The organism is Belnapia moabensis DSM 16746, assembly GCF_000745835.1.
Lineage (GTDB): Bacteria > Pseudomonadota > Alphaproteobacteria > Acetobacterales > Acetobacteraceae > Belnapia > Belnapia moabensis.
Genome location: NZ_JQKB01000015.1, coordinates 37,754 through 50,322 on the forward strand (window position 1 = coordinate 37,754; position 12,569 = coordinate 50,322).

11 protein-coding genes and 4 pseudogenes are annotated in these 12,569 nt (G+C 67.9%); 7 read left to right on the forward strand and 8 right to left on the reverse strand.

What is annotated here, in order from left to right; all coding sequences use genetic code 11:
• The first annotated feature begins 62 nt into the window (after positions 1-62).
• The 6 genes and pseudogenes from EP26_RS12070 to EP26_RS12080 all read left to right on the forward strand — a co-directional run bounded on the left by EP26_RS12070 (position 63) and on the right by EP26_RS12080 (position 3,919).
• The gene (locus tag EP26_RS12070; RefSeq protein WP_245624378.1) at positions 63-839 is read left to right on the forward strand and encodes a carotenoid 1,2-hydratase; all 777 of its coding nucleotides are present in this window, start codon (positions 63-65) and stop codon (positions 837-839) included.
• A 224-nt stretch (positions 840-1,063) separates the two neighbouring features.
• Positions 1,064-1,849, forward strand: coding sequence for a DUF2189 domain-containing protein (locus EP26_RS12075; RefSeq protein WP_043338820.1), 786 nt, complete (start codon positions 1,064-1,066; stop codon positions 1,847-1,849).
• A gap of 170 nt (positions 1,850-2,019) precedes the next feature.
• Positions 2,020-2,121, forward strand: a pseudogene (locus EP26_RS38590) (hypothetical protein); the annotation flags it as partial.
• Between the two features lie 13 nt (positions 2,122-2,134).
• Positions 2,135-2,353, forward strand: a pseudogene (locus EP26_RS37415) (IS701 family transposase); the annotation flags it as partial.
• 598 nt (positions 2,354-2,951) lie between these two features.
• Positions 2,952-3,152 (forward strand): hypothetical protein, encoded by a 201-nt coding sequence (locus EP26_RS34790; protein ID WP_157033506.1) that lies wholly within the window; start codon positions 2,952-2,954, stop codon positions 3,150-3,152.
• A 188-nt stretch (positions 3,153-3,340) separates the two neighbouring features.
• Positions 3,341-3,919: a carbonic anhydrase gene (locus tag EP26_RS12080; RefSeq protein ID WP_245624379.1), complete on the forward strand. Its 579-nt coding sequence runs from the start codon at positions 3,341-3,343 to the stop codon at positions 3,917-3,919.
• A 188-nt stretch (positions 3,920-4,107) separates the two neighbouring features.
• Here the strand turns inward: EP26_RS12080 and EP26_RS36780 are convergent, their stop codons facing one another.
• The 3 genes and pseudogenes from EP26_RS36780 to EP26_RS12090 form a co-directional block, all read right to left on the reverse strand.
• The gene (locus EP26_RS36780; protein ID WP_211259427.1) at positions 4,108-4,251 is read right to left on the reverse strand and encodes a hypothetical protein; all 144 of its coding nucleotides are present in this window, start codon (positions 4,249-4,251) and stop codon (positions 4,108-4,110) included.
• Positions 4,252-4,589: 338 nt separating this feature from the next.
• Positions 4,590-4,907 carry a transposase gene (locus EP26_RS36785; RefSeq protein ID WP_245624382.1) on the reverse strand — a complete coding sequence of 106 codons (318 nt, stop codon included), beginning with the start codon at positions 4,905-4,907 and terminating at the stop codon, positions 4,590-4,592.
• 293 nt (positions 4,908-5,200) lie between these two features.
• Positions 5,201-6,780: pseudogene (locus EP26_RS12090) on the reverse strand (ABC transporter substrate-binding protein).
• 81 nt (positions 6,781-6,861) lie between these two features.
• Here EP26_RS12090 and EP26_RS12095 point away from each other — a divergent pair.
• Positions 6,862-7,263: a Rossmann-fold NAD(P)-binding domain-containing protein gene (locus tag EP26_RS12095; RefSeq protein WP_052389094.1), complete on the forward strand. Its 402-nt coding sequence runs from the start codon at positions 6,862-6,864 to the stop codon at positions 7,261-7,263.
• 73 nt (positions 7,264-7,336) lie between these two features.
• On the opposite strand, the gene EP26_RS12100 is transcribed toward EP26_RS12095, so the two are convergent.
• The 5 genes and pseudogenes from EP26_RS12100 to EP26_RS12115 form a co-directional block, all read right to left on the reverse strand.
• On the reverse strand, positions 7,337-8,317 hold the full coding sequence (locus tag EP26_RS12100; RefSeq protein ID WP_052389095.1) for a tripartite tricarboxylate transporter substrate binding protein: 981 nt from the start codon (positions 8,315-8,317) through the stop codon (positions 7,337-7,339).
• Between the two features lie 46 nt (positions 8,318-8,363).
• Positions 8,364-10,196, reverse strand: coding sequence for an FAD-binding and (Fe-S)-binding domain-containing protein (locus EP26_RS12105; RefSeq protein WP_245624383.1), 1,833 nt, complete (start codon positions 10,194-10,196; stop codon positions 8,364-8,366).
• Positions 10,197-10,337: 141 nt separating this feature from the next.
• Positions 10,338-10,804, reverse strand: a pseudogene (locus EP26_RS37425) (FAD-binding oxidoreductase); the annotation flags it as partial.
• Positions 10,805-10,822: 18 nt separating this feature from the next.
• Complete coding sequence (locus tag EP26_RS12110) at positions 10,823-11,821, reverse strand: NAD(P)-dependent oxidoreductase (RefSeq protein ID WP_052389096.1); 999 nt, start codon at positions 11,819-11,821, stop codon at positions 10,823-10,825.
• A gap of 11 nt (positions 11,822-11,832) precedes the next feature.
• Entirely contained in the window at positions 11,833-12,510 is a 678-nt protein-coding gene (locus EP26_RS12115; RefSeq protein ID WP_043338822.1) for an RraA family protein, read from the reverse strand.
• Positions 12,511-12,569 lie beyond the last annotated feature (59 nt).

The following is a 12,569-nucleotide window of genomic DNA, read 5'->3' on the forward strand; positions in this document are numbered from 1 at the left end:
CGATCATCGCCTTTCTCGGCAGCGTCTTCTCGCCCTACTACGCGATGGCGCGGCGGCGGGGGGTGGCGGACCCGCTGCATCATTCGGGGCTGAATGTCGCGCTCTACGGCGCGCCGCGGCGCTGGGCGATGACGGAGCGCGGGCGCCAATCGGTGCGGCGGAGCGCCGCCACGTTGCAGCTCGGGCCGAGCGCGTTGGAGTGGGATGGCGAGGTGCTGACCATCCGCATCGAGGAGGTGACGGCGCCGATCCCCTCGCGGCTGCGGGGCGTGGTGCGCGTCAGGCCGGCGGGGATCAATCTGCGGCGCTTCCTGCTGGATGCGGCGGGGCGGCATCGCTGGCAGCCGATCGCGGCGGTGGGGCGGGCGGAGGTCGAGTTCGAGAAGCCGGGGCTCGCCTGGTCGGGGGCGGCCTATTTCGACACGAATGACGGGGATGCGCCGCTGGAGCGTGACTTCGTCGAATGGGACTGGTGCCGGGCGCCGCTCCGCGAGGGGGCGGCGATCCTCTACAATGCCGAGCGGCGGGACGGGACGCGGCAGTCGCTCGCCTTGCGCGTCGATGCGGGGGCGCAGGTGCGCGAGATGGCGGTGCCCTCCCCTGCCCTGCTGCCGCGCACGCGCTGGGGCATCCGCAGGCCGACGGGGGTGGATGCGGGGCATCAGCCGCGCGTCGTGCAGGTGCTGGAGGATGCGCCCTTCTACGCGCGCTCCGTCGTCGAGACGCATCTCTGTGACGAGCGGGCGACGGCGGTGCATGAGAGCCTGATGCTCGACCGCTTCGCGGCGCTGCCGATCCAGATGATGCTGCCCTTCAAGATCCCGCGGCGCTGGGTCTAGTCCTTCCGCTTGTCGCGCTTCAGCCGGATCAGCTCCCAGACCGCGAGGCCGAGGACGAGAAGGAGGATCAGTGCCCATTCGAACTGGGCCAGGGCTTCCATCATCGGCTGGCCGCCTCACAACGGTGTGAAGCGTCGATCAGCGGCATGGCAGTCATATATCACCTGTCGCTTGACGTTCGGCCCCGGTTCGGGGTCGGGCCCTTGAGATAGGGAGGATATTCCATGGCCAAAGCCTGGACGACCGACGCCTCTGCGACCCGTGCCGGGCCCGCCATCCGCACGATCGGCACCGCCGACCTGCGCGAGGCGCTGCGGGAAGGGCTCGACGATTTTCTGGCATCGCCGACGCAGCTCGCCTTCCTCTGCGTGCTCTATCCCGTGGTCGGGCTGGTGGCGGCGCGGGCGATGGCGGGCGGTGAGCTGCTGCCGTTGCTCTTCCCGCTGATCGCGGGGCTCTCGCTGGTGGGGCCGGTGGCGGCCGTCGGACTTTACGAGATCAGCCGGCGGCGGGAGGCAGGGCAGCCGGCGAGCTGGCTCAATGCCTTCGACGTGCTGCGCAGCCCGTCCTTCTTCTCGATTGCGGCGATGGGCGTGCTGGTGATGGCGATTTTCGTCGCTTGGCTCTTCGCGGCGCGGGCGATCTTCGAGGCGACGGTGGGGCCGGTGCCGGGCTCCATCGGCGAGCTGGCGTGGATCGCCTTCAACACGCCGGAGGGGCATCGGCTGATCCTCATCGGCAACCTGGTCGGCTTCGTGTTGGCGGTCGCGGTGCTGATGCTGACGGTGGTGTCGGTGCCGATGCTGCTCGACCGGAATGTCAGCGTGGGAACGGCGATCCAGACCTCGGTGCGCGCCTGCCTCGCCAATCCGGTGACGATGGCGGTCTGGGGCTTGCTCGTCGTCGCGCTGCTGCTGCTGGGGAGCCTACCGGCCTTCATCGGGCTGGCGGTGGTGATGCCGCTGCTCGGGCATGCCACCTGGCATCTCTACCGGCGCGTCGTCGCCTGAGCTGCGCAGCACTACCTGGGCATTGTTGCGGCTGATGTGCGTTGTCTGAACTGGGCTGGGACGGCTTGGTTTGGGGAGGCGTACGATGGGCCGCACGGTGCCGGATTTGGACAGCTGGCTGGAGCAGTTCCTGGCCGCGCTTGGGCACATCATGGAAGCGGCGGCTATGGGTGCCGCTCTATTGGCGCGGGCTGCTGGGTCCGAGCGAGCGTAAGAGCCTGCAGCCGATGGCGGCGGCGTGCCTGGGGCTGAGCGGGCATGACCAGTTGCAGCACTTCAACGCCAGCCCGACCTGGGACGATGCGCATCCGGGTCGGCGATGGCGCGGTCTGGGCCAACAACCGGCACCTGCCGGGAGAGGAGGTGTGGCTGGTGGGTGGATGATGATGCTTGAACGGCGAGCGCAAGTACGACCTGTCCAACCTGCCGCCCCGGGCCTCGCTCCGTGTCCTGGCCGCGGCCATCAAGGCGTGCTGGGTCTGCGAGCAGGCGCACCAGCAACTTGGGGTGACACGGCGAAAGTGGTCCGGCTCTGGTGTTAGGGTTTCGGCAGATCGAGGCGCTTGCGCAGCCTGGCCGCGAAGTCCGCGCTGAAGCTGAGGCACCAGCGCCGGATGTCCTCGTGGCTGACCACTATGCCCCGCTCAGCCAGGATCAACTCGGCATCGCGCAGGCTCAGGCTGAACGGATGGTAGAGCCAGACGACATGATGGGTGACCGCAGCCGAGAAGCGGTAGCCCGGGGTAGATGGGAGGCCAGCTCGACATCCAGCCAGCTTGTCCGACCTCTTCGTTCCGGCCAGTGCGCAACGACGTGACAATGCCCGTCAGCCTCAACGGTCTTCAATGGCCAGCGAGGACGGACGAGGCGGGACGCTTGCCTATCGCCGCGTTGGCGCAAAAGCCTCTCGGATCTGACGCGAGGAAACGTATGTCCAGATGGCAGCATGATCCTGCCAGGCGCTGTGCCACTCGGTCCAACATGACTATCGCTTCAACAAATTGGCAGTCTGACGGAGATTGAGACCGAGCTTATCCAGGCCGCCAAGCTGTCCGACAGATGGGGACCACCCCCCACAACCGCCTCGCGTCAGGCGAAGCAGGTGCCGGTGGTCACCGTGCTCGACAAGCCGATGCAAACCGCCTCTTACAGTGTGCTGGCTGGCACCAAGGAGCAACAGACGGGCGACAACACCGAGGGCCCGATTCCGTCTCAATTATCTCAGGCGTTGCGATCATCGAGCAACCAACGCGGCATCGTCCAGAGACACATCAAAGGCATATACGCACCACGTCACTACTAAGGAACCGAACGATGTTTGGGCGCCTCTGCCTCTGCTGTGGTGAAGCATCTCATCCTGCCAAATCTCAAAGTCGGCGCGGCATCCTGGCAGGCGGGATAGCCGCTACGCTTGCTGCAATCAGCTTGAATTGCTCAAGCTCGCAAGCAGCCCAGCCTACCACGCAAACCTCACTGACACCCGATCAGGCCTTGGGTCTGCTGAAGGCCGGCAATGCCGAGTACCAGCACGGCACGCACACCATTCCCGCACACGGCCGCCAACGTCGAGCCGAGCTGGCCAAAGGTCAAGCGCCGTTTGCCGTGCTGGTTGGTTGCTCCGACAGCCGTGTTCCGCCCGAGCTACTGTTCGGTCGCGGTCTCGGAGAGCTATTTATCGTGCGCAATGCCGGAAACACGGTTGACACTACAGCACTGGGCAGCATCGAGTATGGCGTCGGCGTGTTGGGCTGCCCGTTGGTGGTCGTGCTGGGTCATGAGGGGTGCGGCGCCGTCGCTGCCGCAATGCAAGTTGTCGAGCGCAACGGCACCTTTCCTGGTGTGATAGGTGAGATGGTTCAGCCCATTGTGCCTGCCGTGTTGGCAGCCCGCCATGAGGATGGGAAGATATCTTTGGATGATGCGGTGGTCGCCAATGCCCGCAGGGTTGCACGCCGTTTGCACACGCAGAGCCCGGTGCTGCAAGCAGCAATCAATCAGCAAAGGCTGAAAATAGTCGCGGCGCGCTACGATCTCGACGATGGCGACGTAACGTGGTTCGAGGACGTGTAATCGAAAGCGGTGGTGTGGTCTTGGCGAGCAAATTGATCGAGCTGAGGCACAATGAGATGTGTGCGCGGATGCGCCAGAAGGGGCGCATAGCTCGGTGCTGCGAGCTTTGAGCACCCTGAGCGCCACGATGCGCACGGAAATCGCCTCGACCGGAACCTTGGGCGTGATGCGGGCAGACTCGTCCCGCATCAAGGCGCTGCGGCATGTAGAAGGGTGACAGTGCGCCGCAGATTGTAGGCCATGCCGGCGAGGCGGACCTGCAGTCCCGCCTTGGCAAGGCCGAGCCAGCGCATTCGGCGCAGGCCATAGCTGTGTTCCCAGGCCCCGAACACCTTCTCGATCCGGCATTGGATAGGTTGGACCCTGGCATTATGGGTCTCCAGTTGCCGCAACGATACTGCTCCGCCCCAGGTACCGGTTCCGGCCACGGCAGGCTGTCCACCTTTGCGCGGATTGCAGAGGCAGAACGCGAGCCGCCGAAAGCACTGTCGCTGTAAACCTTTCCCAAGTCGCCCGGCAGCACCGCCGCAAACTCGGCCGCGCCGCGAATGTTCGCCGTGGTGACCTCCAAGCTGCGTACCAAGCCAGCGCCTTCATCGGTTGCCACATGCGCCTTGTAGCCATGCATGGGCTTACGCGCCGATGCCCGGCCTAGCGTGCTTCGCCATCACTACGGATGCTGGCCGACGAAGTCAGTGTAGCGTCCACCAGGGTGCCTGGTGCGCACCATGACGCCCTTGGCCTCAAGCTGGCGAGTGACGGTCTCGAACAGCATGCGGTCCAGGCCACGATGGACCAGCTTCCAACGGAACCGAACATAGGCCGTCCGCTCAGGCGTTGGCTCATGGGCAGCGAAACCGCAGAACCGACGGAAGCTGGCGCGATCGTCCAGTGACTCGGCCAGCCGTACATCGGAGAGGTCGTGCCAAGCCGGCAGCAGCATGGCGCGGAACAGAGCCAGCGGCAGCCAGCCAGGCTCGCTCTTCACCGCGGCCAAGATGCCAATCAGATGGCGGCCAATCCCAGCTTACTCTACCAACGACGATGACGCCCGCGGCTCCAGACTCATGATGAAATCGTCCCGGCCGATCCGCCGACGCACCATCGTCACCTCTCACCGATGACGCCATGGAATCAGACTATGAGCGCCTAACGGAACTATCATTGGGCGAAGTGCCAAGCAACTCGCGGAGAGTTCGGCGGCGTGGCAGAAGAGAAGTCGGTCATGGTCGTTTCCTTGGACGTTGAAGCGGCGCCGGATGTTTTGCTGTGACCGGAGGCTCAGCCCTTGCGGAGGTTGGTAAAGACCGCCGCTCCGTTGAGAATACCAGTGACGTTGCGGCGATAGGCGCTCGGCTGTCGGAACAGTCCCAGCGGAACATAGGGCACTACCTCCTCCGCGGTAGTTTGCAACTCCCGCGCGATGCGTCGCTGCTCCGCCTCGTCAGAGGCCGCCAGCCACTCCGCCCGCAGCGCCTCCAGCCGCGCGCTCTCGGGCCAGCCAGTCGAGGCCCGCAGGCCGTTCGCGCGAAGGAAGTTGTGCGTGGGCGGGATCCACTGATCCATTCCCGCCCAGTAGGCGCAGTAGCAACTCCACCCCCCCTCGGAGATTGGATTGCGGCTGTTAATGCGCGACAGGACCGTGCCCCAATCCGTCGTGACGTAGTCCACGTTGAAACCCAATCCTACGAGCGTCGCCCTCACCACCTCGCAAGCTGTGCTGATGCGCGGCACGTCTGCGCCGACGAGGAAGACGACCTTCTCGCCCTTGTAGCTGGTCGCCGCCAACTCCCGTCTCAGCCCGTCGAGGGACGCTGCCTCCGCCCGTCCGAAGTCAGGCACCGTCGCCATTGGCGAGCCTGGCGGGAAGAATCCCACATTAGCCTGCCAATAGTCTGGGTCCATGCCGCCGACTGCCGCCATGATGTCGGTCTGGTTTATTGCCCGCAGCACGATGCGGCGGATTGCTGGATCTTTGAAAGGTGGGTGCAGGTGATTGAAGCGGAAGCAGCCAATCATGCCGGTCCGCTCCTTCACCTCCACCACGACGTTACGCGACCGCCGCAGCGCCGGCAGCAAGTCGATCAGCGGTTGCTCCACCCAGTCCGCATCACCCGTCTGCAAAGCCGCCACGGCGGTCGCCGGATCCGTGACGTTGAAGACCACGCGCTCCACATGGGCCACGCGAGGGCCGGCGGTGAAGCTCGGCGTGCCGTCTGCGCGCGGTACGTAACCCTCATGCCGGGCATAGGCCACTCGGGCACCTGCTATGCGCTCGTCTTGCAGAAAGCGGAAAGGACCGGAGCCGACCACCTCGGTCACCTGCCGGAAGGGGTCGGTCTCGGCCAGTCGCTGCGGCATGATCGCTGGTACCAGGCTGCTCGAGCGGCCTAGCGCCACGGGCAGCAGCGGGAAGGGACGCTTCAGCCGAAAAACCAGCGTGCGGTCCTCCGGCGCAGCGATCTCGTTCGTCGCGTCCATTAAAGCCTGCCCGAAGGCGTCGCGCACGCCCCAGCGCCGGAGGGAGGCTGCGCAGTCCCGCGCCAACACCTTCGCGCCGTCGTGGAAGACCAGTCCGTCCCGCAGCGTTAGCCTCCAGGTCAGGCCGCCATCCTCCACCACGTGGCCCGCCACCATCTGTGGGTGGGGCTGCAACTGCTCGTCCAGTCCGTAGAGAGTGTCGAAGACCGCTAATGCGTGGGTCCGGGTAGTGTAGGCGGTCGAGAAAGTCGGATCGACCACTGCCACATCCGCTAGGGCACGAAATTCAGCAGGCGGGAGACCTGGGATCGCGCAACGCGTGGCGCGGCCAACGCCGCGATCAGACCCGCTGTCCCCTTGAGTAAATTCCGCTTGCGCATGGTGATCACCTCCGTCCTCACGGTTTCACCGTCCAATCCCATTGGAAGCAAGAAGTGTGCCCTACTCACGGCGCGGACAATATGGCTGGTGGCTTCCTCGACATGATGCTTCCCAACACACTATCGCCCGCGCGTGCGGCGGAATTGCTGGGCGGCTTCGTGCCCGGCGGCGGCGTTATCGCGCCGATGACATGGGAGCTCGGCAGCATCGCCAACAGCACGGGCGGGTGGCAAAGGTACTCGGCCAGCAAGGCAGCATTGAACATGCTGATGGAGGCGTTCGCCACGACACGCCCGGGCGGCCCACGCGCGCTGCTCCTGGTGGCCCCGGGTTGGGTACGGATCGAGGCTCCGGGGCCTGATTTCTCGGTCATTATGCACCTTGCCTACGGCGGCTTGGCTGCCGCCGAAGCGGGCTCGCCGTCTTGCAATGTCGCGCGCCCGCGGTGCCACAGCCGTTACCCCGCGGGCAGGAATCCATAGACCTCCGCCGGGTTGTCGACGAGTGCATGATGCCGGCGTCGGCATGGCGGGGTTCCTCAGCGATCGGGAGCGATCAGTTCCAGGGCGTCGCCTCCCAGATCCGGCGGTAGCGGGCCTCCTGCGCCGGCATCTGCGCCTCCCACTCCGCGCCAGGCAGGTAGGCGAGCGGCAGTTCCAGCTGCTTCGCCCGCTCCAGCCACTCGGGCTTGGCCATCACCCGCGCGATGGCGTCCTGCAGGCGGGCTGCGATCTCATCGGGGATGCCGCGCGGGGCGGCGAGGCCGCGCTCGCTGGTCATCACCACATCGAAGCCCGCCTCGCGGAAGGTCGGGACGTTCGGCATCAGTTCCCAACGATGCTCACCCATGGCGGCGAGCGGCCGCAGCAGCGGCGGTCTGTCCTGGCTGAGGATGCCGATTTCACCGAGGTTCAGCCCTGCCACGTCGATATGGCCGGCCAGCACGGCATTCTTCACCAAGCCGGCGCCGGCGAATGGCACGTGGATGAACTCGGTACCCGAAGCCGCTTGCAGCAGGGTCAACCCAAGATGGTCGTCGGTGCCGACGCCCGAGGAGCCGACGCTGATTGTCGCCGGCTTTCGGCGCGCCGCTTCGACAAGGTCCTTGAGGGTGCGATAGGGCGAATCCTGACGGACCACGAAGGCGGTGGGGTCATCGACCAGCCGAGCGATGGGGCGGATCTTCGCGCGGTCGTAGCGCACCTTCCGCTCCAGTGGCACGGAGAGGTAGCCGGGCGTGTTGATGGCGCCGATCGTATGGCCGTCCGGCTTGGCCGACTGGAGGGCGACATAGGCGGTCTCGCCGCCAGCGCCCGGCCGGTTCAGCACCACGAAGTTCGCGCCGGGGATCTCGGCCCCGAGGAAGAGGCCCAGCGCCCGCACCATGACATCGGTGCCGCCGCCCGGGGCGAAGCCGACGATCACCTCGATGGGCCGTCCGGCAGGCCAGCCGCCCTGCGCCAGGGTGGGGCATGGCAGGGCCAGGGCTGTGGCTGCGAGCAGGCCGCGGCGTCCCATCATCGTCTTGTCCTGCATCCTTGGCTCTCCTCCGTTGATTGGTTGCGACCCGGCCCTGCGGGGTTCAGGCCGGGGCCGGGTCTGCCCGTCGCAGCGCCTGGAGCAACGCCTGCGCCGGGTGCGGCAGCGCCACACCGTCCAGGCGCTTTGCCTGGGACCGGCAGGAATATCCGGTGGCCAGCAACCCGCCTGCGGACACCGGCACGGCAACGTGACGGCGCCAGCTCTGGTCGTAGATCCGCTCCGAGGTGCCGCGGTGCTCCGCCTCATGGCCATAGGTGCCCGCCATGCCGCAGCAGCCAGCCGCCAGGACCTCCAGCTCGAGGCCGTGGCGGGCGAAGACCGACTGCCAGTCACGCAGCGACGCGGTGGCGGTGATGCGCTCCGTGCAGTGCGCCAGCAGGCGGTACCGCGCCGGCCCGGCACGCGGCCCATCCATCGCTTGCCGTGACAGCCACTGCTGCAGCAGCAGCACATTGGGCAGGTCCCGCCCATCCAGCGCCTCGGCATATTCGGCGCGGTAGGTCAGCGTCATCGACGGATCGATGCCGACGAGCGCGACGCCCGTCCCGGCCAAGGCGCGCAGCCCCGCCGCGTTGCTGGCCGCCACCCGTCCGAAGGCGCCGAGGAAGCCATGCACGTGCAGCGCCTTGCCGTTCGGCCGGTAGGGCGCCAGCCAGGGCGTGACGCCCAGCAGCCGCAGCAGGTCCAGCACGTCGAGGACAAGCTGCGTCTCGTAATGGGTGGTGGAGGCGTCCTGCACGAGGATGACGGCGCGACGCCGCTCGGCCTCGCTCAACGCCCTCAGCGCCTCGGGTGTGGCCAGGGCCAGTCCGCGCATGGCGAGTTCGGCCCGGAGGTCGATGCCGGACAGGCGGGGAGTATCCACGAGGCCGAGCCAGCGGAGGCCCGTGCGGCCGACAGGGCCCGACACGACCGCATCCGCCAGCCGGGAGGCTCTCGCCATGACCGGCAGCAGGTGCTCCAGTGCCCCGGCGACATGGTCGCGCGGCGGCCGCAGGTAGCGGCCGTAGTAGAGTTCGAGGAACTTCGCCCGGAAGCCCGGGACGTTCACCTTGATCGGACAGCCGCCCACGCAGGACTTGCAGGCAAGGCAGCCGTCCATCGCCTCCTTCACCGCATGCGAGAAGTCCTCCTCGCCGCGGCGCCGCGCCAGGGTGTTGCGCATGCGGGCAGGAAATCCTCGCCACATCGCGGTGCGGCGCAGGCGACGCGTTTCCGCCACCGGATCAACACCGGCGGCGGAGAGGCGGCGCAGCCACTCCTTCACCAGCATGGCCCGGCCCTTCGGGGAATGCCGCCGGTCGTGCGTCGCAGCCCGACCGAGCGCTTGCGCATCTCCCCAGATGCGGCCCACCGGCCCCTCGCCGCGGGCCACGGTGTAGCCGGTGCGGCCACCGCCCTGCCCAGCTGCCGCCAGCGCCGCGGTCATGCGGAGAAGCGGTTTCTCGACCTCCTCCTCGGTGCCGCCGACGAACTCGATGAGGTTGATGCCGCGCGCCGGGCCCGATGCGTCATCAGGGAAGAATTCGCGCACGCCGTCCCAGACGATGTCCCGCTGCGCCAGGGCCAGCACCTTGGAATCCACGGTCTCGATGGAGGCCGGACCGAACGCCGTCAGCGCGCGGGCATCGCGCAGCGCCGCATCGAAGCTGGCATAGCGCAGGTTGATGAGGGCGCTGTGCTTCGGGATGGGCAGGAGATTGAGCTTCGCCTCGGCCAGGATGCCGAGCGTGCCCTCCGAGCCGCAGAGGATGGCATTGAGGTCGAAGCGCCTGTCCGGTGTACGGATATGCGCCAGGTCGTAGCCGGTCAGGCAGCGGTTCAGCCGGGGGAAGCGGGCTGCGATCTCTTCATGGTGCTCACGATGGATCATGTCCACCGCGCGGTAGACGGCGCCGACACGGTCGGTCCGCCGCTTCGCCTCGCGCAGCGCGTCGTCGCGCAGTGGGTGCGAGTGCCAGACGGTGCCGTCGACCAGCACCGTGGTCAGCTCCAGCACATGGTCCCGCGTCTTGCCGTAGAGGCAGGAGCCCTGGCCGCTGGCATCCGTGCTGATCATCCCGCCGGTGGTTGCGCGAGAGCCGCGTTGAGCTGGTCCTTCACCACACCCGCCTCGACCCGGACCCAGCGCTCCGCGGGGTTGATCTCGAGGATGCGGTTCATATGGCGGGAGACATCGACCACCAGCCCATCCGTCAGGGACTGGCCGTTGGTGCCGGCGCCGCCGCCGCGGGGCGCGATCCTCACTTCGGCGAAGCGCGGCTCCGCCAGCAGGCGCCCGATGCGGGCGAGATCCTCCGTGCCGCGCAGGAAGGCGACGGCCTGCGGCACCAGGCGGTAGATCGAGTTGTCGGTGGCGAGCACCGTCCGGTCCCCATCCGCGGCCGAGAGGTCACCCTCGAAGCCGGCGGCGCGCAACGCGTCCAGGAAAGCGGCACAGGCCTTCCCAGGCGCGTCCTCGCTCGGCAGGTGCGGGATCATGCTGCCGCCGGCACCGGATCAGGCAGCCGCCAGCCGGAAGCCGCCCGGCACGACGATGGCGCCCTCCAGCGCCGGCATGCGCCCGGCAAGCACCGCGACGATGCTCTCCGCCGCGCCGGTCGACATGCCGACCGCGCCGCGCGGCGTGTTGGCCGCGAGGTGCGGCGTCGGCAACACGCGCGGGTGGTTCCGCAGCGGGCTCGCCTCCTCCAGCGGCTCCTTGGCGAACACGTCGATGCCCGCCCAGGCCAGCTGCCCGCTCTCCAGCGCCGCGAGCAGCGCCGCCTCCTCCACGATGCCGCCGCGCGCGGTATGCACCAGGATGGCGCCTTTCGGCAGCAGCGCCAGCTGCGCCGCGCCGATCATGCCACGCGTCGAGGCATCCAGCGGGCAGTGCAGCGACAGCACCTCGGCGCGCGCCAGCAACGCGTCCAGGGTCTCGACCCGCTCGGCAGGGCCAGGCAGCGGCCCCGGGGGCAGCAGCGGGTCATACGCGCTTACCGTCATGCCGAAGGCGGCGGCCATCCGCGCGACCTTGGAGCCGATGGCGCCATGGCCGACGATGCCGAGCAAGACGCCGTCCACGTCGCGGGTCATGCGGGAGGTCTTCTCCCACATGCCGGCGCGCATACCCGCCTGGATCTCGGGCAAGTCCTTCAGCATGGACAGCATCAGCGCCATGGCGTGCTCGGCGACCGAGCGGGAATTGGCCCCGGCGGCGCGCGTCACCGTCAGCCCGCGCGCCTCGGCCGCGGCGAGGTCGATGCCGTCCATCCCGGCGCCATGACGTGCGATGACACGCAGGCCGGGAGCCGCGGCATCGATCACCGCGGCGTTGATGATGCCCTGGCGGTGCAGGATGGCGACCGGCTTGTGCTCGGCGATGGCGGCGAGCAGGTCCGCCTCGGAGGGGTAGGCGGTGGCGCAGGGCACGGCAAAGCCGGCCCCCTGGAGGATGGCGACGGCCTCGGGCGCGAGGAAGGCGGCGGTGACGAGGACGGCGGGCTTCGCGGTCATGGACGGCTCCTTCACGCCAGGCCTTCGCAGTTCAGGCGGCGCAGCGTGGCGTCCGCCCATGAGGCGTCATGGGTGCCTGCCTCGATATTCGCCATCTGCTTCGCCTCGGCCTCGGCCTTCTGCATGGCGGCGGCGAGCACGGCCTCGGTCGCGGCGAAGGGCACACAGAGCAGGCCGTCATCGTCGCCGAGGATCAGATCGCCCGGCTCGATCACCATGCCATCGATGGCGATGGGGACGTTGATCTCGCCCGGGCCGTCCTTGTAGGGGCCGCGATGGGTGACGCCGGCGGCGAAGACCGGGAAGTCCTGGGCGCGGATGGCGGCGCTGTCGCGGATGGCGCCGTTCAGCACGATGCCGCCCAAGGACCGCCGGACCATCTGGGCCAGCATCAGCTCGCCGATCAGGGCATTGGTGAGGTCGCCGCCGGCATCGACCACGATGACGTCGCCCGGCTCGGCCAGGGCGATGGCCTTGTGGATCATCAGGTTATCGCCGGGTCGGGTTCTCACCGTCAGGGCCGGACCAGCGAGGCCGCCACCGGCATGCATCGGCCGCAGCCTCGGGCCGCCGGCGGTCATGCGGGCCATCACGTCGCTGACATTGGCGACGGGGAGGGCGCGGAAGCGGGCGACCGCATCGGTGCCGACCTTGCGGCCGCGCGGCAGGATCCTGAAACCAACGGGCATGGACGGCCTCTCCCCGGAGTTGCTGGCAACCTGATAGGCGCCAACATTAAAAAACGCAA